23 protein-coding genes and 1 pseudogene are annotated in these 26,442 nt (G+C 74.4%); 10 read left to right on the forward strand and 14 right to left on the reverse strand.

Going from position 1 to position 26,442, the window contains the following annotated elements; translation table 11 throughout:
- Window positions 1–42: 42 nt before the first annotated feature.
- The 5 genes from ACX9I7_RS25440 to ACX9I7_RS25460 form a co-directional block, all read right to left on the reverse strand.
- Window positions 43–951: a dihydrodipicolinate synthase family protein gene (locus tag ACX9I7_RS25440; protein WP_189447131.1), complete on the reverse strand. Its 909-nt coding sequence runs from the start codon at window positions 949–951 to the stop codon at window positions 43–45.
- On the reverse strand, window positions 948–2,438 hold the full coding sequence (locus ACX9I7_RS25445; RefSeq protein ID WP_459388625.1) for an FAD/NAD(P)-dependent oxidoreductase: 1,491 nt from the start codon (window positions 2,436–2,438) through the stop codon (window positions 948–950). The genes ACX9I7_RS25440 and ACX9I7_RS25445 overlap by 4 nt, the downstream gene beginning before the upstream one ends.
- On the reverse strand, window positions 2,419–2,733 hold the full coding sequence (locus ACX9I7_RS25450; protein ID WP_387573715.1) for a (2Fe-2S)-binding protein: 315 nt from the start codon (window positions 2,731–2,733) through the stop codon (window positions 2,419–2,421). Before ACX9I7_RS25450 ends, ACX9I7_RS25445 begins: the two co-directional genes overlap by 20 nt.
- A 148-nt stretch (window positions 2,734–2,881) precedes the next feature.
- Window positions 2,882–4,030, reverse strand: a complete 1,149-nt coding sequence (locus ACX9I7_RS25455; RefSeq protein ID WP_459388626.1) for an NAD(P)/FAD-dependent oxidoreductase — start codon at window positions 4,028–4,030, stop codon at window positions 2,882–2,884.
- Window positions 4,031–4,080: 50 nt separating this feature from the next.
- Window positions 4,081–5,451, reverse strand: a complete 1,371-nt coding sequence (locus tag ACX9I7_RS25460) for an aminopeptidase P family protein (RefSeq protein ID WP_459388627.1) — start codon at window positions 5,449–5,451, stop codon at window positions 4,081–4,083.
- Window positions 5,452–5,582: 131 nt separating this feature from the next.
- On the opposite strand from ACX9I7_RS25460, the gene ACX9I7_RS25465 reads away from it, so the two are divergent.
- From ACX9I7_RS25465 to ACX9I7_RS25485, 5 genes are read left to right on the forward strand one after another with little or no spacing between them, the layout of a single operon-like run.
- Window positions 5,583–7,331, forward strand: a complete 1,749-nt coding sequence (locus ACX9I7_RS25465) for an ABC transporter substrate-binding protein (RefSeq protein WP_459388628.1) — start codon at window positions 5,583–5,585, stop codon at window positions 7,329–7,331.
- Between the two features lie 14 nt (window positions 7,332–7,345).
- Window positions 7,346–8,284 carry an ABC transporter permease gene (locus ACX9I7_RS25470; protein WP_459388629.1) on the forward strand — a complete coding sequence of 313 codons (939 nt, stop codon included), beginning with the start codon at window positions 7,346–7,348 and terminating at the stop codon, window positions 8,282–8,284.
- The gene (locus ACX9I7_RS25475; protein WP_459388630.1) at window positions 8,281–9,267 is read left to right on the forward strand and encodes an ABC transporter permease; all 987 of its coding nucleotides are present in this window, start codon (window positions 8,281–8,283) and stop codon (window positions 9,265–9,267) included. Before ACX9I7_RS25470 ends, ACX9I7_RS25475 begins: the two co-directional genes overlap by 4 nt.
- Window positions 9,267–10,295, forward strand: coding sequence for an ABC transporter ATP-binding protein (locus tag ACX9I7_RS25480; RefSeq protein WP_459388631.1), 1,029 nt, complete (start codon window positions 9,267–9,269; stop codon window positions 10,293–10,295). The genes ACX9I7_RS25475 and ACX9I7_RS25480 overlap by 1 nt, the downstream gene beginning before the upstream one ends.
- A complete protein-coding gene (locus ACX9I7_RS25485; protein ID WP_459388632.1) occupies window positions 10,292–11,278 on the forward strand; it encodes an ABC transporter ATP-binding protein in 987 nt (328 codons plus the stop codon). The genes ACX9I7_RS25480 and ACX9I7_RS25485 overlap by 4 nt, the downstream gene beginning before the upstream one ends.
- A gap of 167 nt (window positions 11,279–11,445) precedes the next feature.
- Here ACX9I7_RS25485 and ACX9I7_RS25490 read toward each other — a convergent pair whose 3' ends face one another.
- Window positions 11,446–12,648, reverse strand: coding sequence for a M6 family metalloprotease domain-containing protein (locus ACX9I7_RS25490; protein ID WP_459388633.1), 1,203 nt, complete (start codon window positions 12,646–12,648; stop codon window positions 11,446–11,448).
- 101 nt (window positions 12,649–12,749) lie between these two features.
- Here ACX9I7_RS25490 and ACX9I7_RS25495 point away from each other — a divergent pair, with 101 nt between their 5' ends.
- The 4 genes from ACX9I7_RS25495 (at window position 12,750) to ACX9I7_RS25510 (ending at window position 17,192) form a co-directional block, all read left to right on the forward strand.
- The gene (locus tag ACX9I7_RS25495) at window positions 12,750–13,718 is read left to right on the forward strand and encodes a LysR family transcriptional regulator (RefSeq protein WP_459388634.1); all 969 of its coding nucleotides are present in this window, start codon (window positions 12,750–12,752) and stop codon (window positions 13,716–13,718) included.
- 193 nt (window positions 13,719–13,911) lie between these two features.
- The gene (locus ACX9I7_RS25500) at window positions 13,912–16,281 is read left to right on the forward strand and encodes a collagenase (RefSeq protein ID WP_459388635.1); all 2,370 of its coding nucleotides are present in this window, start codon (window positions 13,912–13,914) and stop codon (window positions 16,279–16,281) included.
- 119 nt (window positions 16,282–16,400) lie between these two features.
- Complete coding sequence (locus ACX9I7_RS25505; RefSeq protein ID WP_387573737.1) at window positions 16,401–16,847, forward strand: nitroreductase family deazaflavin-dependent oxidoreductase; 447 nt, start codon at window positions 16,401–16,403, stop codon at window positions 16,845–16,847.
- Window positions 16,848–16,943: 96 nt separating this feature from the next.
- Window positions 16,944–17,192, forward strand: coding sequence for a DUF5133 domain-containing protein (locus ACX9I7_RS25510; RefSeq protein ID WP_459388636.1), 249 nt, complete (start codon window positions 16,944–16,946; stop codon window positions 17,190–17,192).
- A gap of 50 nt (window positions 17,193–17,242) precedes the next feature.
- On the opposite strand, the gene ACX9I7_RS25515 is transcribed toward ACX9I7_RS25510, so the two are convergent.
- From ACX9I7_RS25515 to ACX9I7_RS25545, 7 genes are all read right to left on the reverse strand, one after another.
- Window positions 17,243–17,812, reverse strand: a complete 570-nt coding sequence (locus ACX9I7_RS25515; protein ID WP_459388637.1) for a peptidase inhibitor family I36 protein — start codon at window positions 17,810–17,812, stop codon at window positions 17,243–17,245.
- Between the two features lie 154 nt (window positions 17,813–17,966).
- Window positions 17,967–18,890: an NAD-dependent epimerase/dehydratase family protein gene (locus tag ACX9I7_RS25520; RefSeq protein ID WP_459388638.1), complete on the reverse strand. Its 924-nt coding sequence runs from the start codon at window positions 18,888–18,890 to the stop codon at window positions 17,967–17,969.
- Window positions 18,887–20,221 (reverse strand): cytochrome P450, encoded by a 1,335-nt coding sequence (locus ACX9I7_RS25525; RefSeq protein ID WP_459388639.1) that lies wholly within the window; start codon window positions 20,219–20,221, stop codon window positions 18,887–18,889. Before ACX9I7_RS25525 ends, ACX9I7_RS25520 begins: the two co-directional genes overlap by 4 nt.
- 301 nt (window positions 20,222–20,522) lie before the next feature.
- Window positions 20,523–22,025: an AMP-binding protein gene (locus tag ACX9I7_RS25530; protein WP_459388640.1), complete on the reverse strand. Its 1,503-nt coding sequence runs from the start codon at window positions 22,023–22,025 to the stop codon at window positions 20,523–20,525.
- Entirely contained in the window at window positions 22,025–22,774 is a 750-nt protein-coding gene (locus ACX9I7_RS25535) for a glycosyltransferase family A protein (RefSeq protein ID WP_459388641.1), read from the reverse strand. The genes ACX9I7_RS25530 and ACX9I7_RS25535 overlap by 1 nt, the downstream gene beginning before the upstream one ends.
- A complete protein-coding gene (locus ACX9I7_RS25540; protein WP_459388642.1) occupies window positions 22,771–23,814 on the reverse strand; it encodes a 3-oxoacyl-ACP synthase III family protein in 1,044 nt (347 codons plus the stop codon). Before ACX9I7_RS25540 ends, ACX9I7_RS25535 begins: the two co-directional genes overlap by 4 nt.
- A gap of 120 nt (window positions 23,815–23,934) precedes the next feature.
- Window positions 23,935–24,756, reverse strand: coding sequence for a PLL family lectin (locus ACX9I7_RS25545; RefSeq protein WP_387573755.1), 822 nt, complete (start codon window positions 24,754–24,756; stop codon window positions 23,935–23,937).
- Between the two features lie 196 nt (window positions 24,757–24,952).
- On the opposite strand from ACX9I7_RS25545, the gene ACX9I7_RS25550 reads away from it, so the two are divergent.
- Window positions 24,953–26,095 carry a ricin-type beta-trefoil lectin domain protein gene (locus tag ACX9I7_RS25550; RefSeq protein ID WP_387573757.1) on the forward strand — a complete coding sequence of 381 codons (1,143 nt, stop codon included), beginning with the start codon at window positions 24,953–24,955 and terminating at the stop codon, window positions 26,093–26,095.
- A 92-nt stretch (window positions 26,096–26,187) separates the two neighbouring features.
- On the opposite strand, the pseudogene ACX9I7_RS25555 reads toward ACX9I7_RS25550, so the two are convergent.
- A pseudogene (locus tag ACX9I7_RS25555) lies at window positions 26,188–26,442 on the reverse strand (M56 family metallopeptidase); the annotation flags it as partial.

Here is a 26,442-nt window from a genome sequence, read left to right on the forward strand (position 1 = left end):
CGTCCTTTCGGAAGCCGGGAGACGGGAGACGGAACGGGCGGCTCAGTGGTGTCCGTCGGCGACGGCCTTCTCGGTGGCGGCGCGCACCGCGGCCTCGGTCTCGCCGGTCAGCGGCAGACGGGGGTGACGGGTGGGGCCGCCGTGGCGTCCGGCGATGTCCATGGAGAGCTTGATGGCCTGGACGAACTCGGTCTTGGAGTCCCAGCGCAGCAGCGGGTGGAGGGACTTGTACAGCGGCAGGGCCGTGGTGAGGTCGCCGGCGACGGCGGCGTGGTAGAGCTCGGCGCAGGCGGCGGGGAAGGCGTTGGGGTAGCCGGCGATCCAGCCGACGGCCCCGGCGACCGCGAGTTCGAGCAGGACGTCGTCGGCGCCGATGAGCAGGTCGAGTTCGGGGGCGAGCTCGGCGAGCTCGTAGGCGCGCCGGACGTCGCCGGAGAACTCCTTGACCGCCACGATGTGGCCGTCGGCGTGCAGCCGGGCGAGCAGGGCGGGGGTGAGGTCGACCTTGGTGTCGATGGGGTTGTTGTAGGCGACGACCGGTATGCCGGCCCGGGCGACCTCGGCGTAGTGGGCGCGTACGGCGTCCTCGTCGGCGCGGTAGGCGTTGGGGGGCAGCAGCAGGACGGAGCCGCAGCCGGCCTCGGCGGCCTGCTCGGCCCAGCGGCGGGACTCGGCGGCGCCGTAGGCGGCGACGCCGGGCATCACGCGGGCGCCGTCACCGGCCGCCTCGACGGCGGTGCGCACGACGCGGGCGCGCTCGTCGGCGGTGAGGGTCTGGTATTCACCCAGGGAGCCGTTGGGGACGACGCCGTCGCAGCCGTTGTCGAGGAGCCAGCGGACGTGCTCGGCGTAGGCATCGTGGTCGACGGAGAGGTCGTCGCGCAGCGGGAGCGCGGTGGCGACCATGATGCCGCGCCAGGGTCGGTCGGTGCTCCAGGAGTTGACGGTCATGGTGCGGTGGGCCTTTCTGTGTCGGGTTCTGCGGCGTGCCGCTCGGAAGGTTCGGAGCCGAGGGCCCCGAGCGCGACGGGTACGGCCAGTGGTCTGCGTTCGGCGGACGGCGGCACGGTCCCCTCCGCCGTGCCGTCCGTCACGCCTTCCGTCGCCAGGCAGGCGACGGCCGCCCCGCACATCCGCCCCTGGCACCAGCCCATGCCGGCGCGGGTGAGGAGCTTGACGGTGCGGGCGTCATGGGCGCCGAGGTCGCGGGCCGCTTCGCGGACGCGGCCGGCGGTGACCTCTTCGCAGCGGCAGACGTCGGTGTCGTCGGTGAGCCACCGCGTCCAGCCGTGGCCGGGGGCGTGGGCGGCGGCCATGGCCTCGGCGAAGGCCCGCATCCTGGCGCGGTCGCGGCGCAGGCCGCGCAGCCGTCCGCCGGTGTGCGGGGGCCGGCCGGCGAGCCGGGCGGCGATGGCGAGACCGGCCAGTTCGCCCTCGGTGCGGGCCAGCGCCCAGCCGCCGATGCCGCCGGGCTCACCGGCGGCCCAGAGGCCGGGTACGGAGGTGCGCTGGAAGCCGTCGAGGTCGAGTGCGGTGGTGCCGTCGGGGGTGCGCCGGGTGGCGCAGCCGAGGGTGGTGGCGAGTTCGATCTGGGGGACGAGCCCGTGGCCGACGGCCAGGGCGTCGCAGGCGATGCGGCGCCCGGTGCCGGGCACGGGCCGCCAGTGGCGGTCGGCGCGGGCGACGATGACGGCCTCGACGCGGTCGGTGCCGTGCACCTGGGTGACGACGCTGCGGGTGCGCACCGGTACGCGGTGGCGCAGCAGCGCCGAGCCGTGGACGGCCGCTTCGAGGAGCTTGTGGGGGTTGGTGACGAGGGCTCGGGGCCGACGGGCGTAGCCGAGGTAGCCGGATGCCTCGACGACGGCGGGCACCCGGGCGCCGGCGGTGGCGAGCGAGGAGGCGACCGCGAGCAGCAGGGGTCCGCTGCCGGCGACGACGACGCGCTTGCCGGGCAGGACGAGCCCGGCCTTGAGCATGGCCTGGGCTCCACCGGCGCCCACGACGCCGGGCAGGGTCCAGCCGGGGAAGGGCAGTTGCCGTTCGTAGGCGCCGGTGGCGAGCAGGACGGCGCGGGCCCGTACGGTCACCGGTTCGTCCGCTTCGCTGTCGGTGCCGGTGAGGGCGTGTACGGTCCAGCGGTCCTCGGCCTCGCGGGTGACGGTCCACACGTGGTGGCCGGGCAGGTGTTTCACGCTGCTCGCGGCGAGGCGTGCGCGCAGGGCGGCGTAGGCGGGCCAGTCGTGGTGGAGGGCCTGCGGCCGGGTCGCGCCGAGGGCGGGGGCGGGGTGGCGGAAGTACTGGCCGCCGGTGTGCGCGGCGGAGTCCAGCAGGGCCACGGACAGCCCGGCCTCGTTCGCGGTGACGGCTCCGGCGAGGCCGGCGGGGCCGGCGCCGATGACGGCGAGGTCGAAGGTCTCAGACGGCGAGGTCGGCACGGCCGTGTCCCTCCTGGGTGGTGACGCGGTCGCCGGGGCGGGCGGGTACGAGGCAGGCGCGGCGGTTCGGGCGGCCGTTGACGGTGGCGAGGCAGTCGTAGCACTGGCCGATGCCGCAGAACGCGCCGCGCGGGCGCCCGCCTTCGCGGGTGGTGCGCCAGGCGAGGATGCCTGCCGCCCAGAGCGCGGCGGCGACGCTCTGCCCGGGCAGGGCGGGGACGTCACGGCCGTCGAAAGAGATCGCGAACGACGGACCGGGCTCCGCCCCGGCCAGTTCGACGGGCGTACGGGCCACTGCGGGCCTCCTCTCGGGGGTGGGTGAGCGGGGGGACGGAGCCCTGGCCCTGGACGGGCGGGCGGTTGACGGACGGCGGGACGCGACGGGCGGAAACGCGCGGGCGCTCGGCGGTCGGCACGTGGTGGTGGGTGGGCGGCGCGGTCGGTCAGGGGCCGGGCGTGAAGCGACCGGGGTCGAACGGTCCGGTGTCGAGCGGTGGTTCGGCGTCCGTCAGAAGCCGGGCGAGGATCAGCCCGGTGGCCGGTGCCAGGCCGATGCCGGCGCCCTCGTGCCCGCAGGCGTGCAGCAGTCCCGGCACGCGCGGGTCGGCGCCGATCGCGGGCAGGTGGTCGGGCAGGTACGGGCGGAATCCCGCGTACGTCCGCATCGCCCGTACCCCGGCGAGGACCGGGAAGAGGGCGGTGGCCTGGGCCGCGAGGCGGCGCAGCGCCTCCACCGACAGGGTGCGGTCGAAGCCGACGCGCTCGCGGCTGGCGCCGATGAGGACGGGCCCGCTGGGGGTGCCCTCCACGACGGCCGAGGTCTGCAGGGCCGCGGAGCCGCTGGCCACGTCCGCGACGTAGTCGGCGGCGTAGACCTTGTGCCGTACGACGCGCGGCAGGGGTTCGGTGACGAGGACGAAGCCGCGGCGGGGCATGACGGGCAGGTGGGACCCGGCGAGGCGGGCGAGTTCGCCGCCCCAGGTGCCGGTGGCGTTCACGACGCGCGGGGCGCGCACCGTGCCGGCCCGGGTGCGGACACCCCGCACCCCGCCGTCCGGCCCGGTGAGGATCGCGGTGACCTCCTCACCGGTGCGCACCCGAGCACCCGACGCGCGCAGCAGATGGGCGGCGGCGAGGGCGGGCTGGACCTGGGCGTCCTGGGGGTAGTGGAAGCCGCCGGCGAGGCCGGGGGCCAGGTGCGGCTCCAGGTCGGCCAGGCGGTCCGCCGGTATCTCGTGGGCGGTGACGCCCGCCGTCGCCTGCGCGGCGGCGAAGTCCCGCAGCGCTTTCATGCCGGCGTCGGCGGAGGCGACGACCAGGCCGCCCTTGGGCTCGTACTCGACCCGCTCCGGGAGCCGGTCGGCCAGCTCCCGCCACAATCCGGTGGAGAGGAGGGCGAGTTCGAGTTCGGGTCCGGGCTCCTTGTCGGAGACCAGGAGGTTTCCCTCACCGGCCCCCGTGGTCCCGCCCGCGACGGGACCACGGTCGAGCACGGTGACGGAGAGGCCGTGGCGGGCGGCGTAGTAGGCGCAGGCCGCGCCGACCACGCCCGCTCCGACGACGATGACGTCCGGGGAGTCGCTCGTGAACACAGCAGTAATATTTCACATTGCACTAGCCACTGCCAAGACTTGACGAGCGATCAGCCCTCGAGCAACTCCCCCATCCAGGCCTCGATCGCGTCCGGAGTGCGGGGCAGCGCCCCCGACATCAGCCGCGCCCCTTCGGCCGTGATCACCAGGTCGTCCTCGATCCGCACCCCGATCCCGCGCAGCTCGGGCGGCAGCGTCTCGTCGTCGGGCTGGAGGTAGAGCCCGGGTTCGACGGTGAGCACCTGCCCCTCCTCCAGGACGCCGTCGAGATAGACGTCGGCCCGGGCCTGGGCGCAGTCGTGGACGTCCAGGCCGAGCATATGGCCGCTGCTGCAGAGGGTGTAGCGGCGGTGGAAGTCACCCTCGGCATCGGCCAGTACGCCCCACTCGGCGAGGCCCTCCGCGATGACCCGCATGCCGGCCCGGTGGAAGTCGCGGAAGCTCGCGCCCGGCTTGAGGGCGGCGATGCCCGCCTCCTGGGCAGCGAGGACCAGCTCGTACACCTGGCGCTGGACGGGCGAGAAGCGGCCGGAGAGCGGCAGGGTGCGGGTGATGTCGGCGGTGTAGAGGGTGTCCGTTTCCACTCCGGCGTCCAGCAGCAGCAGTTCGCCGGCGTCCAGGGGCCCGTCGTTGCGTATCCAGTGGAGGACGCAGGCGTGCGCTCCGGAGGCGGCGATGGTCTCGTAGCCGGTTCCGTTGCCCTCGGCGCGGGCGCGCAGCCCGAAGACGCCCTCGATCCACCGCTCGCCACGGGGGTGGGCGAGGGCGCGCGGCAGCGCCCGGACGACGTCCTCGAACCCGGCGGTGGTGTGGTCCACGGCCAGTTGGAGCTGCGCGACCTCCCAGGCGTCCTTGACGAGGCGCAGCTCGCTGAGGACGGCGGCGAGTTCGGAGTCGGTGGACGCGTTACGGCCGGGCGGCAGCGGGCCGGGGGCGCCGAGGGCCGTGCAGCGGATGCCGGTCATGCGCTCGGCCTCGGCCAGGTCGGGGCGCCGGCCGACCCAGAACTCGCCGTAGCGGCGGTCCCGGTAGAACTCCTCGCCGACGCGCGGCGAGCGGGGCCGCAGGTGGAGGACCGCCTCGTGGCCGTGGGGGCCGTCCGGCTCCATGACGAGGACGTGGCCCGCCTGTTCCTCGCCGGTCAGCCCGGTGAGCCAGGCGTACGCGCTGTGGGGGCGGAAGCGGTGGTCGCAGTCGTTGGATCGGACCGCGAGCTCCCCGGCGGGGACGATCAGCCGCTCGCCGGGGAAGCGCGCGGAGAGCTTCGCCCGGCGGGCGGCGGCGAGGTCCGCCACGGGCAGCCGGATGTCGCCGGGCAGCGGGGTGGCCGCCCAGCCGCCCGCCATGAAGCGCTCGAACTCGGGGGTGACGGGCAGGTCGTGACTCACCGTCCGGATCGCGGTGGCCGTCGGTTCGTTCATGGGACTCCTCCTCGGACACAGGTGGGTAACAGAGATGCTGACATCTTGTCAGTGCAATTTCACATTACTATGTTACGGGTCACATTTCAGCCAGCAGTTCGGCTGTTCGACTGTTCACGGAGTGACCACTGATGAACAAGCGCACCCGTACGGCTCTAGCCGCCCTGGCGGCCACCCTCGCACTCGGCGCGTCCGGCTGTTCCGGCGGACACCGGGCGGGCGGCGGCGGCCGGGACGGCACCGGGCACCCCGCCCCGGCCGAGGAAGGCACCGTGGTCGGCGGCACACCGCGGAAGGGCGGCACCCTCACCGTCCTGTCCAACCAGGACTTCGCCCACCTCGACCCCGCCCGCAACTGGGTCATGAACGCCATGGGCTTCGGGACCCGGCTGCTCTACCGCACGCTGGTGACGTACCAGGCCGCCCCCGGCGTCCAGGGCAACCACCTGGTGCCCGACCTCGCCACCGACCTCGGCACCCCCTCGAACGGCGCCAGGACCTGGACGTTCCATCTCAAACAGGGGGTGAAGTACGAGGACGGGACGCCCGTCACCGCGCAGGACGTCAAATACAACGTCGAGCGGTCCTTCTCCCCCGACCTGCCCGGCGGCGCCGACTACGCCGCCCGCTACCTCGCCGGCGCCGACGGCTACCAGGGCCCCGCCCAGGGCAAGCACCTGGACTCGGTCAAGACCCCCGACGACCGCACCATCGTCTTCGAACTGCGCAAGCCCTTCGCCGAGTTCCCCAACGCGACGGTGATGCCCACCTTCGCCCCCGTACCCCGGGCGCGCGACAACGGCCCACAGTACGACAACCGGCCGTTCTCCTCCGGGCCGTACAAGATCGACTCCTATGCGCGGGGCAAGAAGCTGGTCCTCGTCCGCAACGAGCACTGGGACCCCGCGACGGACGAGGTGCGCAAGGCGTACCCGGACCGGCTGGTCATGGTGATGGGCCTCAGGGCGAACCAGATCGACGACCGGATGATCGCCGATCAGGGCGCCGACGCCTCCGCCGTCCCCTGGTACGCGCTGCGGCCGGAGAGCGCGGTCAAGGTGCTGCCCGACCCGGCGGTGCGCAAGCGGCTCGTGGCCGAGTCCACCAACTGCACCGACATGGTCCAGATGCACACCGGCCGCGCGCCCTTCGACAACGTGAAGGTACGTCAGGCCGTGCGCTACGCCCTCGACCGCGACGCCGTCCTGACCACGTCCGGCGGCCCCGCCTTCAACGACCTGTCGACCGCGTACATGCCGGCCGCGCTCTTCGGCGGCACCCAGCCCGACACCCTGAAGGTCTCCGCCGAGGGCGACACCGCGAAGGCCAGACAACTGCTGAAGGAGGCCGGAAAGCCGGACGGCTTCTCCACCGGCATCACCGTACCGTCCGGCGACAAGGGCCGGGCCGAGGCGATACAGCAATCCCTGGCCCGGGCCGGCATCAAGGTCACCATCGAGACGGTCGACCCCTCCGCGTTCTACGCCACCATCGGCGACACGAAGAACCGCACCGACATGGTGTACACGGGCTGGTGCCCCGACTACCCCTCCGGCTCCACCTTCCTGCCCTTCGTCTTCGACGCCCGCTACATCAAGGAGAAGGGCAACTCCGGCAACCACTCGCTCTTCCGCGACGACGCCACCATGAAGCGGATGGACGAGATCGCCGCCATGACCGACACCCGGCAGGCGGCCGCGGCCTGGCAGCGGCTGGACGGCGCCATCCTCGCCAAGGCCCCGGCCGTGCCGGTGCTGGTCCGTCGCTATCCCCTGGTCGTCGGCGGCAACATCGCCGGCGCCTACGGGCAGACCTCCTTCGGCGGCCAGCTCGACTACGCGACGATCGGCCTCAAGGACCCCGCCAAGGGCCAGGGCTGAGAGGCCGCCGCGACATGACCACCACCACGACCCCCGTACCGGCCGGCGTGCCCGCCGGCAGCGGCCCCTGGCGGCTCGCCCGCGCGGAACTGCTCCGCCGCGCCTCCGTGCGGATCTCGCTCGGCGTCGTCGCCCTCTTCCTGCTCATGGCGGCCGGCGCCCCCCTGCTCAGCGCGCTGTGCGGCTTCACGCCGGAGGAGTTCGACAAGACCGCCGTCGACCCCTACCTGGGCGGCCGGCCGATCGGCCCGCTCGGCGGCATCTCCGCCGACCACTGGCTCGGCGTCGAACCCCTCACCGGCCGCGACCTCTTCGCCCGCGTCGTCCACGGCGCCCAGGTCTCGCTGCTCATCGCCCTTACCGCCACCGCGATCGTCGTCGTCACCGGGACGGCGGCCGGCATCGCGGCGGGCTACTTCGGCGGCCGCGTCGACGCCGTCCTCTCCCGCCTGATGGACCTCACCATGTCCTTCCCCTCCCTCATCTTCATGATCGCCATGCTGTCGGTGGCGAAGGACGTCAACCGCGTCCTGCTGATGACCGCCGTCATCGGCCTGTTCGGCTGGCCCGGCGTCGCCCGGGTCGTCCGCGGCCAGACCCTCTCGCTCAAGCGCCGCGAATACGTCGACGCGGCCCGCGTCAGCGGCTCCGGCCCCTGGCGGATCCTCACCCGCGCGATCCTCCCCGGCGTCGCGGGACCCGTCATCGCCTACACCACCCTGATCGTTCCCGGCATGATCGCGACCGAGGCGGCGCTGAGCTACCTGGGCGTCGGGGTCCGCCCGCCCACACCCTCCTGGGGACAGATGATCGCCGAGAGCGTCGCCTTCTACGACACCGACCCCATGTACTTCGTCATCCCCAGCACCTGTCTGTTCCTGACGGTGCTCGCCTTCACCCTGCTCGGCGACGCCCTGCGCGACGTCCTCGACCCGAGGAGCGCCCGCGCGTGATCCTCTACATCGGCCGCCGGCTCCTCGGCGTCATCGGCGTGCTCGTCGCCATCGCCGCCGTCACCTTCACCATCTTCTACGTGCTGCCCTCCGACCCCGCCGCCGCGGCCTGCGGCAAGTCCTGCAGCACCGAGCGACTGACCGCCATCCGCGCCCACATGGGCCTCGACCAGCCACTGTGGCGGCAGTTCGCCGACTTCGTCACCGGCATCTTCACCGGCCGCACCCTGGGCGGCGGACAGTACGCCCTGCACTGCGCCTTCCCCTGCCTCGGCTACTCGTACGAGAACTCCGAGGCCGTCTGGGACCTGCTGATGGACCGGCTGCCGGTCTCCGCCTCCCTCGCCCTGGGCGCGGCCGTGCTCTGGCTGCTCCTCGGCCTCGGCGCCGGGGTCACCGCGGCCCTGCGCAAGGACACCCTCACCGACCGGGTCCTGATGGTCGGTGCCGTCGCCGCCGCCTCGCTGCCGGTCTACTTCACCTCGATGACGCTGATCTACGGCATCGTCCGCACGGCCGGACTGCTCCCCTACCCGCAGTACGTGCCCTTCGGCGACGACCCCGTCCACTGGGCGTCGAACCTCCTCCTGCCCTGGCTGGCCCTGGCCGTCCTGTACGCCGCCATGTACGCCCGCCAGAGCCGCGGTTCGATGATCGAGACGATGACGGAGCCATACATCCGCACCGCCCGCGCCAAGGGCCTCCCGCGCCGCACCGTCGTCGTCAAGCACGGGCTGCGCGCGGGCATGACCCCGGTCCTCACCCTCTTCGGCATGGACCTGGGCGGACTCCTCGCGGGCGCGGTCATCACCGAGTCCCTCTTCGGGCTCCCGGGGATCGGGCGGCTCTTCTACGGCGCCCTGTCCACCGGCGACCAGCCGGTCGTCCTCGGCGTCACCCTCCTGGCCGCCGCCTTCATCGTCGTCGCCAACCTGGCCGTCGACCTGCTCTACGCCGTCGTCGACCCGCGAGTGAGGTACTGATGGCCGCCACCGCGCACGAACCACCCCTGCTGTCCGTCACGGACCTGACCGTCACCTTCCCCACCCGGCACGGGCCCGTACGGGCCGTGGACTCCCTCGGCTTCTCCGTACGACGAGGCCGCACCCTCGGCATCGTCGGCGAATCCGGCTCCGGGAAGTCCGTCACCTCCTTGGCCGTCCTGGGCCTCCACACCTCCGCCGAGGTCACCGGCTCCATCGTCCTCGACGGCCGCGAGCTGGTCGGACTGCCCGAACGCGAACTGAACCGACTGCGCGGACGGCGGATGGCGATGATCTTCCAGGACCCGCTCTCCAGCCTCCACCCCTACTACACCGTCGGCGAGCAGATAGCCGAACACCAGCGCGTCCACTTCGGCACCGGCCGCGCCGCCGCCCGCCGACGGGCCGTCGAGTTGCTCGGCGAGGTCGGCATCCCGGAGCCCGCGCGCCGGGCGGGAGAGCATCCGCACCAGTTCTCCGGCGGGATGCGCCAGCGCGCGATGATCGCCATGGCGCTGGCCTGCGAACCCGACCTGCTCATCGCCGACGAGCCGACCACCGCCCTCGACGTCACCGTCCAGGCCCAGATCCTGGAGCTGATCGCCCGGCTGCAGCGGGAGCGCGGACTCGCCGTCGTCCTGATCACCCACGACCTCGGCGTCGTCGCCCGCGTCGCCCAGGACGTGCTGGTCATGTACGGGGGGCGGGCCGCCGAACACGCTCCCGTCGACGCCCTCTTCACCGACCCCGCCCACCCCTACACCCAGGGGCTGCTCGACTCCGTCCCCCGCCTCGACGACCCGGACGACGCGCCCCTGCGGGCCATCCCGGGCAGCCCGCCCTCGCTGCTGGACCCGTCCCCCGGGTGCCCCTTCGCGCCGCGCTGTCCCGTGGCGGCGGCCGCGACGGGCGCCGAACGGCGCCGGTGCGAGGCGACACGGCCGCCGCTCGTCCGGGCCCGAGACCGTCTGGTGGCCTGTCACCTTCCCCTGCGCTCCGGCGCCGGAGCCCACGGAGGCACCCGATGACCGCGGCCGACCGTCCCTTGCTCTCCGTCAGGGACCTGACCATGACCTTCCCCGGCAGACGGGGCCGCTCCGCTCCCGTACGGGCCGTCGACGGCGTCTCCTTCGACGTCGCCGCGGGCGAGACCCTGGGGCTGGTCGGGGAGTCCGGCTGCGGCAAGTCCACCACCGGCCGCATGATCGTACGGCTCCTGGAACCGACCTCCGGAACGATCGCCTACGACGGCCGGGACATCAGCCGGCTGCGGCAGCGCGAGCTGAAACCGCTCCGCAAGGAGCTGCAGATGGTCTTCCAGGACCCGCACTCCTCCCTCAACCCGCGCCAGACGGTCGCCCGGATCATCGCCGACCCGCTGCTGACGCAGGGCGCTTCGGCGGCGGCCGCCCGCGCGCGGGCCGTGGAGCTGATGGAGCTCGTGGGGCTCATCCCCGAGCACGTCGACCGCTACCCGCACGAGTTCTCCGGCGGCCAGGCCCAGCGCATCGGCATCGCCCGCGCGCTCGCCACCGGCCCCCGCCTGATCGTCGCCGACGAGCCGGTCTCGGCCCTCGACGTCTCCGTGCAGGCCCAGATCGTCCATCTCCTGGAACGGCTGCGGCGCGAGCTCGGGATCGCCTGTCTCTTCATCGCCCACGACCTGTCCGTGGTGAAGCGGGTGTGCGACCGGGTCGCCGTCATGTACCTGGGGCGGATCGTGGAAGTCGGGGACAAGGAGCGGGTGTACGCGGCCCCGGCCCACCCGTATACGCGGGCCCTGCTCTCGGCTGTGCCCCTGCCGGATCCGGCGGCGGAGCGGACGCGCGAGCGGATCACCCTGCTCGGCGATCCGCCGAGTCCGGCGGCTCCCCCGCCGGGCTGTACGTTCCATCCGCGGTGCCCGGCCGCGCGGGAGATCTGCCGGCGCGAGGCGCCGACGCTGGGGGACCTGGTGCCGGGTGAGGGGCGGCGGGTGGCCTGCCACTTCCCCGAGGCGGCGACGGTTTGAGCGGCCGGGGCCGAGGGCGGTCCGGCACCGCCGGGGCGGTGGATCGTGGCTGAGCGCCGTCGCGGCGGGGTTTCTTCCCCAGTCCCGCCCCTTCCCGTAACCGGGGCAAGCCCCGGGCCCCGGCGGGGGCCGGAGGGCCGGAGTCAAGGGGGGCCTCCGGACAGACGCTACGACTTCGTGACGCGGATCGTGTCGCCGTGGGCGTCGGAGCGCAGGACGTCGACGCGCACGCCCGCGGCCGGGTCCGTGAACGACTCGCCCGGCCGGTACGGGGCGTCGTCCAGGGGGCGGCAGCCGGTCGGCGGGGTGGTGGCGGGGCGGGCGTCCATCACGCGGATCGGGCCCTTGCCCGTCGGTACGGACGAGTCGACCTTGTACACCAGCGCACCCGTCGCGCAGGCACGCGCGTCCGTGCCGACCGCCCGCCGCGACTCGACGACGTAGGCGGTCGTGGGGCCGGTGCGGACGACGGCCATCTTGACGCCGCCGCCGTGTTCGACGGCGGTCAGGCGGACGGTGCCGGCGCCCACGGTCGCGCGGCAGACCACCTGGCGGTCCTCGGTCCAGCCGAGTTTCCACGAATGCCAGGCGAAGTACTGCGGCGCCGCGCCGCCGATCAGACCCATCACGTCCCAGCCGCCGGCGAAACGGTGGGCGTCGCCGGCCGCGTCGAAGGCGTAGAGGTCGGGCAGGCCGAAGGTGTGGGCGGTCTCGTGGCCCACGATCCTCGGCCCCCAGCGCCGGACGTCCTGGCCGAAGGTCACCGCCCACTTCAGCCGGTGGCCGTCGGCGACGACACCGCGCGTTCCCGGCTCGTGGATGTAGGTGGGCGAGAAGGAGATGGCGGAGGCGTTCCGGGTGGGAACGACGTAGACCATGTCGTACCGCGAGAAGTCCACGTGGGGGTCGGCCGCCGTCACGGCGTCCTTGACGTAGGCCTCGTGGGTCTCGTGGCTCAGCCCCCGGGCGAAGCCGTAGTCCGTGGACGCGTGGGGCATGCGTACCCAGCGCCGGTGCTCGGTGATGTCCGGCCACGCCTTGCCGTAGGAGGCCCTCCGCATCCAGTCCGCGCCGGGTGTGACACCGGCGGCGACCTCGGCCGGGGACTCGGTGGCGGGCGCGTCGGGGAAGTCCACGAAGAGCATGGCGACCCGGACCGGGCCGGAGGAGCGCTGGAAGACGGAGTGGTCGGTGCCGTGGCCCTCGTCGGTCCAGCCGGTGGTGCCGGGCAGGGCACAGGCCGAGGGTCTGTCGCGCGTCGGCGCGGTCGCCGAGGCGGGTGGCGCTGGTGCGCACAGGAGGAGCAGGACGGCGGCCATGGCCGGCAGAAGTGCGGATCGGGCCGGTCCGGAGGGAGGATTTCCGTTCATGAGATCGCGAACTCCCTTCGCAGGAGCGTGTGATGTTTCGCATAAGGGTGCTGAGGCCCGGGCCTGTCGGGAAGCTCACGCCGGTCCATAACATCCGCGGCATGGATCTCGAGTTACGGCATCTGCGGGTGGTGTGCGCGATCGAGGAGGCGGGCAGCCTCACGCGCGCGGCGGCCGCGCTGCGCACGACGCAGCCGGGGCTCAGCGCCCAGCTCCGGCGCATCGAGGCGATGCTGGGCGGGACGCTCTTCGACCGGGGGCGCGCGGGCGTCGTGGCCACGCCGTTGGGGGAGCTGGTCCTCGCCCGGGCCCGGGCCGTCCTGCCGGGCGTCGACGGTCTGCTGGCCGACACCGCCCGTGCCGCGCGCCGCCGGGCGGACCCGGACCGGGTGCGCGTCGGCTCGGTGGGCGCGCCCCTGCTGGGCCATCTGGTCCTGGCGATCCGCGCGGTACGGCCCGGGGCCGAGGTGACGGCACGCTGCCAGTACGCGGCCGCGCCGCTGCTCGACGACCTGGCCGCCGGGCGGCTGGAGGCGGCCGTGCTCGGTGACAGCCCGGGCCAGGAGCTGGTGCCGCCCGGCGACATCGAGCTGCGGCCGCTGGTGACCGAGCCCGTCTTCGCGCTGCTGCCCGCCGCGCATCCGCTGGCGGCCCGGGAGGAGGTGGACCTCGGCCGCCTCGTCGAGGAGGTGTGGGCGGTGCCACGCCCCGACAGCGACCGGACGCGCGAATACTGGTCGACCGCACTCGCCCTGACGGGCCGTCGGCCGCGGACGCCCTACGAGGCGGAGGGCCGTCAGCTGGTCGAGCTCGTACGGGCGGGGCTCGCGGTCAGCCTGTGCCAGGCCACCTTCCTGGAGGTGCCGGGCGTCGTGGTGCGCCCGCTGGCGGGCGATCCGCTCTGGTACCGCCATGTGCTGGGGTGGCGTCGCGACGGTCCGCTCGCCGGCCGGGGCGAGGAGATCGTACGCGGGGTCGGCGCGGGATATCTGACCACGTGCGCCACGAGCGGCTCGTACACGCGATGGCGTGAACAGAACCCGCGTTCCGCGCAGTTGACGGACCGATAACGGATTTCGCGTGTGAGGCTCCTGACACATCCTCAGTCGCCCAGGGGCTTGTCAGTGCCATTTCACATTACTACGTTACACATCACATGCCGCCGCACGGGTCCCCCACGCACCACCTGCAACAGAGCACACCCGCAACAGAGCGCCACCCGTAACAGAGCGGCCACTCCACCTCCCACACAGGAGTTCATCGGTGTTCCACTCCACCCTCGTGCGCAGATCCCTGCTGACCACCGCCATCGCGGTGACCCTCTGCGCCACGGCCGTCCAGACCGGCTACGCGGACTCCCCCGCTCCCGCGAAATCCGCCGCGTCCCCCGCCGCCCCCGCCGCGGCCGTACGGCCCGACGCCCGCACGCCCAACCCCTTCGACGAGGTCACCCGTCTCGCCAAGGCCCCCGAGCAGCAGTCGGCGAAGTCCAGCGCGCCCGGCGAGCTCACCGACGGACGCGTGCCCGGGCCGCACAAGGCCAAGGACGGCAAAGCCGTCCCCAAGGGCGTGGCGAAGTCCGTCACCCCGCGCGTCAACATCGGCGGCACCAGCGTTCCCTGCACCGTCGACGGCATCAGCCGGCTCTCGCCCGAGCAGTTCGCCGACTTCCTCATGGACCCGGCCGTCACCGCCGACGGCTGCCTGCGCGACGTCCTGTGGACCTGGGACTCGCGGATGACCCGGGTCTTCTCCAGGGAGAACGTCCGGGCCGTCGCCCAGCGCGCCGAGCGCTACGGCTACTGGCACGACGGGAAGAACACCTCCCATGTGCTGGAGATGTTCACCTACCTCCACGCGGCGGCCTACCACGACTTCTCGCACGACGAGATCGACCTCACCGACGCCACCACCGTCGAGGCCGTCCGCCGCGCGGTGTACTACTTCGGCATCGGCGGGCACACCTTCGACGCCACCCGCGTCAACGGCGAGACCCTGCGCGAGGCCCTGTACGCCGCCAGTGGCCAAGGGTTGCGCCAGTACCAACTCCCGCTGATGAAGCGGATCCTGGGCATGTTCGACGCCTCCCACCCCGACACCGCCAAGGACGCGGGCTGGGGCGGTGCCGCGCTGGGCGCGCTGTCCGTGGGCTACCTGGGCGTCAACAACAACGACACCGCCTTCCGCTCGGCCGTCGCCGCCGACCCGGCCTACCGCGCCGCCCTCAAGGCGTTCGCCGGCTACTCCCACCTCAAGGGCACGGACAACGCCTGGGTGGCCCGCGACGCCGTCAACGAGTACGGCCGCCTCGGCCAGATCGACGCGCTCAAGGGCGAGGTCACCTCCTCGCTGGGCGGGCTGCTGGACACGGTCGTCCGCACCTTCGGCCAGGGCAGCGAGCCCTGGGGCAAGGCCGTCGCCTGGCTCAACGAGTACGGCGCCTGCAAGCAGTACGGCGTGTGCAAGGCGGACATCGACCGGCGCCTGTTCCCGTACACGTACACCTACGACAACGGCGGCATCAAGGTCCGCACCGCGCTCGACCGGGCCACCGTCGACCGGCTGTACTACGCGAGCAAGCAGGTCAAGGCGCAGTACCACCGCGTGCTCGGCACCGACCAGCCGCTGGCGGGCGACACCAACTCCACGCTGAACATCGTCCTGTACGCCTCGCGCTCGGACTACGAGATCTACCACCCGCTGCTGACGGGCATGGGCACCAACAACGGCGGCATCTACATCGAGAACGGCGCCACCTTCTACACGTACGAGCGCCGTGTGCCGCAGGACTCCACGCTGACGCTCGAGGAGCTCTTCCGCCACGAGTACACCCACTACCTCAACGGCCGCTGGGCGGTGCCGGGCAGCTTCGGCGAGGGCCCGTGGTACCAGAACGACCGCACCACGGCCATGGACGAGGGCACGGCCGAGTTCTTCGACGGGTCGACCCGCGACGAGGGCATACGGGTGCGCAAGTCGCTGGTGCAGGGCATCATCAACGACACGGCGGGCGGCAAGCCGCGCATGACCGTCGACCAGCTGCTCCACGCCGAGTACGACCGCGACGGCTTCCGGTTCTACAACTACGCCGGCACGTTCTTCGAGTACCTGTGGAGCGAGCGGCCGTCGCTGCTGCGGGAGATGTACGGCTACCTGCGCGCGAACGACGTGGCGGGCTTCGACGCCTGGCGGAGCCGCATGGGGCGCGACGGGGCCGTGCAGCGCGACTACAACGCGTTCCTCGACAAGCAGATCGGCAAGGTCAAGGACCTGTACGTGCCGGCCACCGCCTTCACCCCGGTGAACCGGCTGCAGGACGCCTCGGCGGCCTCGGTCCGCTCCTCCTTCGCCGCCGCTACGGGCCAGTCGCCCGACTGCAAGGCGGCGGGCTCGTCCGACCGCCCGCGCTTCGTCTGCACCGGCCGGATCACCGCGAACCTGAGCAGCCCGGGCGACGCCGACCTGGTCTTCAAGGACATGTCGAAGACGATCGACTACTTCGTCCTCGAGCGCAGCAAGGCGGGCGCCAACAACTTCGCCGACATGAACTGCTCCTTCGGCAAGGTCGACCTGTGGTCCGGCCGTGCCGCGGGCACGGCGGACTTCAGCTGTGAGGGTCCGCTGAGGGGCTGACCCGTCCGGGTCCCCGGGCCGGTCCTTCGGGACCGGCCCGGGGTCTTGCGGGAATAACCCCACGGCCGGTGGTATTCCATGGAGGCAGCCGTACGACGAAGAACGAGGGGACGGATGAGATGCCACTCAAAGGCGAGTACGAGCCGAGCCCGGCGAAGTGGGTGCGGGACCAGGTCGAACTGATCGAGCGCTCCGGGGGCACCGAGGGGACCACTCTGCAAGGCGTGCCGGTCATCCTCCTGACCACCCGGGGCGCGAAAAGCGGCAAGCTCCGCAAGACGCCGCTGATGCGGGTGGAGCACGAGGGCTCGTACGCCGCCGTCGCCTCGAAGGGCGGCTCCCCCAAGCACCCGGTCTGGTACCACAACCTCGTCGCCGACCCCCGGGTGGAACTGCGGGACGGCACCCTGCTCCAGGACATGACGGCCCGTGAGGTCACCGGCGAGGAGCGGGCCGCGTGGTGGGCGCGGGCCGTCGAGGTGTGGCCGGACTACGCCGAGTACGAGACGAAGACCTCCCGGGAGATCCCCGTCTTCGTCCTGGAGCCCTCGCCCGACGGGCACTGATCCCCGGCGGCCGGGTGGGAGCCGAGTGGCATGGGACCGGGACGTCCGGGCAGACGCACGAAGAACTGTCGTCCAGATCCGCCCGGAGGGGAACCCATGCTGCTCGCCCACCCTGCCCTGCTCGACGAGCTCGTCCGGCGGTACACAGCGCTCGAGCGCGCACTGGCGTCGGGCGACGAGGACCCCGCGACCCGGCGGGGGCGGGAGGACGTCGTCTACACGCTGTGCGTGTCGACGGGCACCCGCGACATCGACGCGGCCCTGGCGGCGGCCCGGCGCCGGCTCGACCGGAGGGATCCGGGCGCGCCCGGCGCGCGGGCCGCCCTGCGGCTGCCCGAGGCCTGACGGGCCCGGACAGCCCGGTGAGCCGGGACGGCCCAGTGGGCCCGGACGGCCTAGCAGGCCCGGACGTACCAGACGGGTCCCCAGTCGCCGTTGACCGGGCCGTAGGGGGCCGGCGGGGTGGTGTAGATCAGCTCGTGGTTCTTGTTGTACATCCGGGCCCGGGTGCCGCTGGACTGGTTGTTCTCCCAGGATCCGCCGCTGTTCCAGCCGTCCGGGATCTCCTGCTGGACGCCGCACTTGGAGATGTTCCACTGGTCGCCCGAGCGGTTGGCGCCCTGCCAGCCGCAGAAGTACAGGTACGGGCAGGAAGCGGCCACGGCGGTGCGGTCCAGCACGCCGTTCAGCTCGCGCGCGTACCTCTCGCCGGGGACGGTGACCAGGATGGTGCCGCCCTTGACGGCGATCTTGTTGAGCGCGATCCGCCGGCCGCCCGTCGCGTCGACGTACGCGTCGACGCGCTGCCGCAACCCGTCCGTCTGAGCCGCCGTCAGGCCCGCGCGCACGGCCTGGTCCGTGAAGGCGGAGCGGGTGTCCGCGGCGCTGTTCGTCGGCACGATGGCGGCGGACAGTCCGGCGAAGGCCACGGCCGCGGCGAGGGCGGCTCTGTGGGATGTACGCATGGGTCCTCCATCCAAGGGTGGTTGCCCCTGCTGACTACCGCAGGCAGCGCGTACGTCGCCAGGGCGGCGACCGGCCGGGGCGGGCAAACGCGCCAGCCGCCCACCAGGGCCCATGCGGCACACCCCGGACGACGGCGGCGGCAAGTCGGCCGGATTACCGACCGGCCACCTCCGCCAGGTAGTCGTCGAGGCCGTGGCGGGGCAGCCAGCCCCGGGCGCGGGCCTTGCCGGTGTCCAGGACGACCGGGTGGGCGAGCTGGTCCACGGCGTAGCGGGAGAGCGCGGCCTCGGCATCCGGGCGCAGCCGTGCCGCCGTCTCGGCGGCGCGGGCGGCGGACCGGGCCAGGCCGAGCGGCAGGTGGCGGATCCGGGCGCGGACGCCGTGGGCCCGCAGCACGCGGCGCAGCGCCGCGTCGCGGTGGTGGGCGACGGCGTCGGCGATGTTGTAGGCGCCCGGCGGCCAGCCGGGGGCGGCGAGCGCGGCGTCGGCGAGGTTCGTGACCGACGTCAGGCTCAGTGGTACGTCCGGGCCGGGCAGCAGGAGGGTGCCGGCGCGGACGCGGGAGCGCAGCCGGGGCAGCAGGTGGGGGTCGCCCGGGCCGTAGACGGCCCGGGGGCGCAGGACGACCGCGCCGGCGGCCAGGGCGAGGCGCTCGCCGGCGGCCTTGGTGCGGCCGTAGGCGTTGAGCTGGCCGGAGACCGGGTGGTCCTCGCGGACCAGGGAGCGGTCGGCGCGGGGGTCGTAGACGCTGGCGCTGCTGATCCAGACGACGGGGCGTCCGGCTGCGGCGTCCATCAGCCGGGCGGTGCCGTCGACGTTGACGGCGCGCATCAGGGCCTCGGCGCGGGAGCCGGGGGCGGGGTCGCCGACGGCGGCCGCGCAGTGGACGACCACGTCGGCGCCCGCGAGGGCGGGCGTCTCGCGCGCGGCGTCCCAGACGACGTGCCGGCCGACGGGGCCGGGTCGGCGTCCCACGCACACCACGTCCGCGAACCGGGCGGCGGCGAGGGCGATGTGGGAGCCGCAGAAGCCGCTCGCCCCGGTGACGGCGATACGGAGCGACGGGGCCTGGCTCATGCCGGCTCCGGCGCGGTGCGCGCGCCGGGGGCCGTGCGCGCGGCCGACCGGGCGCCGCCCGGCCGGATGTCCGGCTGGTCGTCCGGTCGGACGCCCGGCCGGACGACCAGCGAGCGCCAGCCGGGCAGCGCGGCCCGCCGGTCGGCGCGGGCGCGGACGACGACGGGGCGGTGGGGGGCGAGGGCGTTCAGGAAGTCCTCCAGCTGGGCGGTGGCGAGCCGGGCCCCGGGGCAGGCGTGCGGTCCGGCGCCGAAGACGAGCCGGGACAGGGCGGGTTCGGCCGGGTGGTGGCAGTCGGGGTCGTCGGTGTGGGCGCGGACGGCGTGCCGGGCGACGAGCAGCAGCCGGTCGCCGGCCCGTACGGGCCGGCCGCCCAGGGTGCCCGGTCCGGCGGCGACGCGGGGCAGCAGCGGGGACGGCGCGGTGACGCGGAGCAGTTCCCGGGCCAGGGCGGGGCGCGTCGTGTCGTCGGCGGCGAGGTGCCACCAGCCGGCGTCCGCGCACCAGGCGGCGGCGCGGGGCAGCGCGGCGACGACGGTGGTGACGGAGGCGACGGCGAGCATCGCCCGCGCGGCGGCGTCGTCGGAGTGGGCGCCCCTGTCGAGCAGGTCGCTCAGCCGCCGTGCCGCGTCCGCGGCGCCGGTCCGGGAACGGGCCCGGAGGCGGGGGCGGGGCAGGCCGGGGAGGTGTTCCCGTACGGCCGCCGCGGCGGCGTCGGCGGCCGCCTCGGCGAGCCGCACCGGGTCGGCGTCCACTCCCAGCAGGGCGCACGCGGTGACCCCGGCGGCCTCCCGGGCGAGCGCCACGAGGTCGACGTCTCTCCCCTCGGCCAGCGGCGCGAGGCCGCGCGTGAGGGTGGCCTGCCACAGCGGGCGGAGGCGGGCGACGCCCGCGGTGGACAGGTCGTCGGCGAGTGCCCGCCGCGCGGCGCGGTGTGCCGCGCCCTGCTGGTCGAACAGCACGCCTCCGGCGGGGGCGTCGCCGTGGGCCCGCCCGGGCTCCAGGGCGGAGCGGGCGGCGCGCCCGGTCGTCCCGGCGGCGGCCCGGTCCAGCGGCAGGCGGGTCAGCGCGTGCCGCAGGGCGTCGGCGTCGTTGACGATCAGGGTGCGGCCGACGCGCAGGACCGGCCTGCGGCGCGCGGCGGCGAGCAGGGTGAACAGGACCGGGTGCCCGGCCCGGTAGACCCGCAGGTCACGCCGGCGCGCGGCGGCGGTCCCGGGCGGGCGCGGCGACGCGGCGGGCCGCGCCGGGGCGCCGGTGACGGGGCGGCTTTCCGGCAGCGTCCGCTGTGGCTCGTCGGCCGCCTGGGTCGCGGTCCGCGCTGTCGTCATGTCAGGTCTCGCTTCGGGGTGTTGGAGTGCACCACGGTCCGGTGCGTCGTGATCCGGTGACGGTGGGGCCGGGCGTGGGCTCGGCGTCCGGCGCCGCGACCACCGGGCGGAAGGTTGCCTGGATCCTGGCGCCCGGTGGTACGGCCCCGGACCCGGGCGCACCGGGTGGCCGGGGCAGCACGGATCCCCGTCCGGCCGCCGGTGGGGCCGGCACGGTCGCCTCGCCGGGCAGGCGTCGCCGCCACGCGCTCCGGCCGGACCACGGCCGCGTGCCTCGCCCCCGCGCGCCATGGACGGACCGTCACCGTGACCCTCCCTTCCGGCCCCCGCCCGCCTCACGCCCCGCGAGGATCGCCGCCGCCTTGCTCGCGGCCGCCGCGCGGTCCGGTTTGCGGGAGCGGCCCGCGAGGGGGACGGTCGCCAGGAGGACGGCGTCGGGGCGGGCCGTGCCCATGCGGGCGAGGGGCGCCGCGAGCGCCTCGCGCAGGGCGCGGGGATCGGTGCCGGGCGCGGGCTGGACGAGGGCGGCGAGCCGTTCGTCGCCGTCGGGCGCGGGGACGCCGACGAGCAGGGCGAGTTCGACGCCGGGGACGTGCAGGGCCGGTTCGTACAGGCCGGGATAGATGTTCTCGGCGCCGCGCAGGACCATGTCCTTGCAGCGGCCCTCCAGCACGATCCGGCCCGCGTCGAGACGCGCCCGGTCGCCGGTGCGGACCCACGGGTCGGGGTCCTCGCCGAGGTAGCGGTGGCGGGCGGCGGCCCCGGTCAGGAGCAGTTCGCCGTCGGTGTCGCGGCGGGCCTCGACTCCTGGCAGCGGGGCGCCCACGATGTCCCCGTCGCCCGTGAACGCGGCCTTCTCGGCCTGCTCCACGGCGGCGGCCGGGAAGAGCTCCGTCAGCGCGTAGACGCCCCACGCCTCGGCCGCCCCGGCGCGCTTGACGCGCGTGAGCAGCTCGGCGCTCGCGGGCGCCGAGCCCGTCCAGACGCCGCCGGTGAAACGGGCTTCGGCGCCGAGCGCCGCCCGCAGTTGGGGTGGCGTCAGGTAGGTGGATTGGGGGCGGAGCCGGGCGAGTTGGCGGGCGAGGACGCGGGGCCGGCGCGCGGGGAGGGCGACGGGGGCGCCCTGGGCCAGGGACGGTACGAGGACGAAGAAGGTGCCGCCGAGCACGGGCCGTCCGGGGCGGGGTGCGACGAGTTCGGTGACGGCGCTCATGCCCGCCGCGAGGGACGAGCGGGTGTGGACGACGGCGCGGGGGCTCGCGGTCGTCCCGGAGGTGAAGACGACGGCCGCGTCGCCGTCGCCGTCCGGCCGTGCGGGCAGGGCGGTGCGCGGGGCCGTGAGGTCCAGGGGCGCGGCGCAGCCGGGGAGCCGGGGGCCGAGGGTGGCGACGGGGCCGAGCGCGGCGAGGTCGGGCAGGGCGAGGCGGGCGCGGCGGGCCAGGGGCCGGGCCCAGCTCGCGGCGGCCTGGGCGGTGGCGTCGGCGAGGACGAGGGCGGGCCGGGCCAGGGCGAGGCGGGCGCGCAGCACGTCGGGGCCCGCGCCGGGGTCGAGGACGGCGGCGCGCAGGCCCAGCCGGTCGGCGGCGAGGAGGACGGCGAGGGCGCGGGGGCCGGGGCGTACGGCGACGCCGAGGGTGTCGCCGGTGGCGAGGCCCCGGGCGCGCAGGGCGGCGGCGTAGGCGTCGGCGAGTTCGGCGAGTTCGCCCCGGGTGGCGCGGACGCGGACGGCCCCGGTGGGGGTGGTGGTGAGGACGGCGGGGTGGTGGGGGTGGCGGCGCAGGGCGTGGTCGAGGCGGTCGAGCATCAGCGCGGGTCCTCCCCCAGGTGGCCGCAGCCCTTGTCGAGGTACCACCGGGCGGTGGCGAGGAGGCCGTAGGCGCGCAGGCGCCGGGTGGAGTTCTCCACGACCATGTCCTTGGCGTGGGTGATGGCCGTGGTGTGGCGGCGGACGCGGTTGAGGAAGGCCCGGTCGGTGGGTGAGGGGCGGCGGGGCATGCCGCCGACGGTGAGGTACAGCCCGGCGGTGATGGCCATGTTGTTGCCGGCGTGCATCCGGTAGGGGGCGAGGTAGCCGTGCCGGCGGGCGTGGGCGGGGCGCAGCCGGCCGAAGGCGGCGGCGAGCGCGACGGCGGTCCGGAAGGCGGCGCGGCCGAGCGGCCCGTGTTCGTCGTGGCGGGCGTCGACGCGGCCGCAGACCAGCCGTGGGCCGGGCCGCCGGGTGAGGGCGGCGCGGGCGGCGGCGGTCCAGCCGGGCCGGGGCAGGCAGTCGGCGTCGGTGCGGGCGAGGTAGGCGGCGCCGTGGTCGATGGCGTGGCGGAAGGCGGTGTCGACGGCGCTGCCGACGCCCTTTTCGGGCTCGTCCAGGACGTGGACGGGGAAGGGGGCGCGGGCGGCGAAGTCCCGGGCGATCCGGCCGGTGGCGTCGGTGGAGGCGTTGTCGACGACGACGAGCGTGAAGTCGCGGTCGTGCTGGGCGGCGAGGGCGCGCAGGGTGTCGCCGATGCGGGCCTCTTCCTGGTGGGCGGGGACGACGACCCACAGTGCGGTGGTCACGCGGCCGCCTCCGACTTCTCCCAGACCATGGTCATGACGCTGATGCCGCCGCCGAGGCCGACGAACAGGACGCGGTCGCCGGGGGCCAGTCCGCCGTGGATCCGGTCGAGCTGGACGCCGAGGGTGGCGCTGGCGATGTTGCCGAGTTCGGGCACGGTGAGGACGAGCTTGTCCCGGGGGACGCCGCTGAGTTCGACGAAGCGTTCCAGGTAGGGCAGGGTCACCTGGTGGACGAGGACGTGGCGGTAGTCGTCCCAGTTCAGGCCGGTGCGCCTGTGTACGCGGTCGAGGACGGCGGTGCCGGTCTTCTCGAACACCTCGCGCAGCTCGCGGCCGTCGCCGTGGAAGTAGGTGTGCTCCTCGGAGCGCGGGTGGCGGGAGCCGCCGCCGAAGATGCCGCCGACTGACCAGTGCTCGGAGTGGGTCTCGGTGCCGATGTCGAGGATGCCGCCCCGGTCGACCGGCTCGATCACGACGGCGGCGCCGGCGTCCCCGAAGGTGTAGCCGGCGAAGCCGTCGCGGAACTGCCGGGGGCCGGCGGGGGCGCGGCGGATCGCGCGGCTGGGGGTCTCGCCGGTGACCACCAGGGCGCGCCGGGCGCGGCCGGCGAGGATCATCGCGCGGGCCGTGTCGATGCCGTTGAGGAAGCTGTTGCAGGCGTTGCTGACGTCGAGGGCGTGGGCGGTGGAGCCGAGGGCGGCCTGGACGATGTGCGCGGTGGCGGGTTCGGCGACGTCGCGGGTCGCGGAGGCGTATATCAGCAGGTCGATGTCGAGCGGGTGGAGACCGGCGGAGTCCAGGGCGCGGCGGGCGGCGCCGAGGGCGAGCGTCGAGGCGTACTCGCCGTCGGCCGCGACGCGGCGGGCGACGATGCCGGTGGTCCGCCGGAAGAGCCCCCGGGGCAGCGGGAGCCCGGCGGCGCGGGCCACCTCCTCCTGCAACCGCTCGGAGGTCAGGGTCCGTTCGGGCAGGTACGACCCGGTGGCGGTGATGCCGGCCCCGCCCCGGGGCCGGCACACGGTCTTGCTGTTCTCGCACATGCCGTCAAGCTTCCGGCGGCTTCCGGATGGCGGCGTGAGTACGCGTACTCAAGTGCGGCTGAGGAGTTCAGGCAGAACGGTGAGCTCCGCTCCGAGCCGCGGATGCAGGGCGTGCGGAGGTCAGTCGCAGCGGGACGTGGCGCACAGCCGCCACTGGGCGGGCCAGTCGGGGGCTCCGCCGCCGGGCGCGTTCTCGGTGATCTGCCAGTAGCGGTCGCGGTTCCACTCGCGGGCGGTCACCTTGAGCCGTTTGTCGGGCAGTTCGGTGACGGTGCTCGGCTGGCTCAGGCCGACGCCGTCCTCGGGCACAGTGCCCATGGGGGCCGGCGGCTGCCAGACGCCGTCGTCGGGCGACTGGGCGCGCGACTCCATGGCGCGGCCCGTCGTGCGGGAGGAGGCCATGGCGACGAGCGTGCCGTCGGAGCGGGTGAAGAGCGAGAGGAAGCCGTGGTACGGGAACGGGGCCAGGCCGAATCCCTCGGGGGCGGACCAGGCGCCGCCGTCCGGGCCCTGGACGGAGTGGCAGAAGCCGCCGTGGTCGAGCCAGAACAGCTCCAGGCCGCCCGCGGCGTTCTCGGTGGCGGTGACGAAGGATGCCTTGGGGCCGACGGTGCCCGCGCTGACGCGCTCCCAGGTCCCGTAGGCGCCGCCGGGCTCCCGCTGCGCGCGGTGCCAGACGAAGGGCAGGCCCTGGGTGGCGGTGGGGTCGTAGAACACCTGGAACTGGTCGGCGCGGCCGTCGGACCGGGTCACGGAGACGGCGTCGCCCGCGGCGCCTCCGGCCACGCCCCGCGCTCCGCCGTCCATGGCGCAGCCGCTCGCGGCGGCGGGCGCCGCGCCGGGCGGCGCCGCCGGAGCCGGCGGCGCGACCGCCAGGGCTCCGGCGCAGGCGAGGGCCAGGGCGACGACGGCACGTAAGGAACCCCTCAGTGATCTCCCCATGGCCAACTCCTACCCCACCGGGTCACTCCACACACCGGTCACCCAGCGCCGGTTCATCCAACGGAATGTCAAATTCCAGCCAGAGACGCTACTTTGAGCCCACATCGGGGTCCGTTTCGGTGTATGCCCGCACATTTTTGACAAGTTTTTAACACCGTTTTTATCCAGGTTTTTCGCGAAGCGTTAAGGAAGACATATGTCTGGCAGAAGTTCACGCTCGGTGTGGTCGGCCGGTCTCGCCACCGCCACGATGGCGGCGGGTCTGTTCGCCGCCGCTCCGGCGGGCGCGGTCACGGGCCCCGAGGCCAAGGACGGCGCCTACGCCTACACCGCCAAGCTCGACATCGGCGAGGGCAAGCGGTCCTGTTCGGCCGCGCTGGTCGACGCGCAGTGGGTCGTCACCGCGGCGAGCTGCTTCACCGACACCGCCCAGCAGGCCACCTCCCTGGCGCACGGCAGGCCGTCCCGCAAGACGACCGCCACCGTCGGCCGCGCCGACCTCGGCACCTCCGCCGGTCTCGTCACCGAGGTCGTGGAGCTGGTACCCCAGGCCGGCCGTGACCTGGTCCTCGCCCGGCTGGCCCAGCCGGCCGCCGGCGTCTCCCCCGTGGCCCTGGCCGCCACCGCGCCCGCCAAGGGCGAGGTCCTCAAGGCCGTCGGCTTCGGCCGGACGAAGACCGAGTGGGTGCCCAACAAGGCGCACACCGCCGCGGCCACCGTGGACGGCCTCGCCGCCACCACCGTGAACATCACCGGCAAGAGCCTCGACGACTCGCTGTGCAAGGGCGACACCGGCGCCCCGCTGCTGCGCGAGAAGGACGGCAAGGCCGAGCTGGTCGGCGTCAACGTCGGCTCCTGGCAGGGCGGTTGCCTGGGCGCCCCCACGGGCGAGACCCGCACGGGCGCCGTCGCCACCCGCACCGACGACCTCGGCGACTGGATCCGCACCACCGTCAAGAGCAACACCAACGTGGTGGGCGTCGGCTCGGGCCGCTGCCTGGACGTGCCCAACGACAAGGGCACCACCACTCCGATGGTGTGGGACTGCTGGGGCGGCAACAACCAGAAGTGGACCTACACGGCCGACAAGGAGCTGCGCGTCTTCGGTGACATGTGCCTCGACGCGGCCGGCGGCGGCACGGAGGGCGGCACCCCGCTGATCATCTGGTCGTGCAACGGCGGCAGCAACCAGAAGTGGAACCTCAACGACGACGGCAGCATCACCGGCGTCCCGTCCAACCTCTGCGTGGACGTCAGCCACGAGGCGACCGAGAACGGCTCCCCGGTCGGCCTCTGGTACTGCAACGGCGGCAACCACCAGAAGTGGAAGCGCGCCTGACACGGCCCGCGCCGCGTGAACCCGCGCCCCCTGTCCGTCCGGCGCACTCCGGACGGACAGGGGGCGCGCCCCTTTTCCCGCGCCCTCCCGGGCTACGGCCCGGCGGGCGCCGCGCTCCCGGCCTGGGCCGACTCGATGTCCTCGTGGAGATCGGTGGTCGCCTCGGCGGCGGCCGCGCCGGAGACCAGCAGGCACGCCAGCAGCACGGCCGACACGCTCCGCGCCCGGGCGAAGGAGCCCCGCGCGAGCGGCGGCGCGGACAGCAGCGCCGCCACCCGGCGGGGCACCGGCCCCGCCGCCGCCGGCAGCGCGCCGGCCGGGCGGAGCCGCCCGGCGGGCGCGGCCGA

This window comes from Streptomyces sp. L500, from assembly GCF_054551825.1.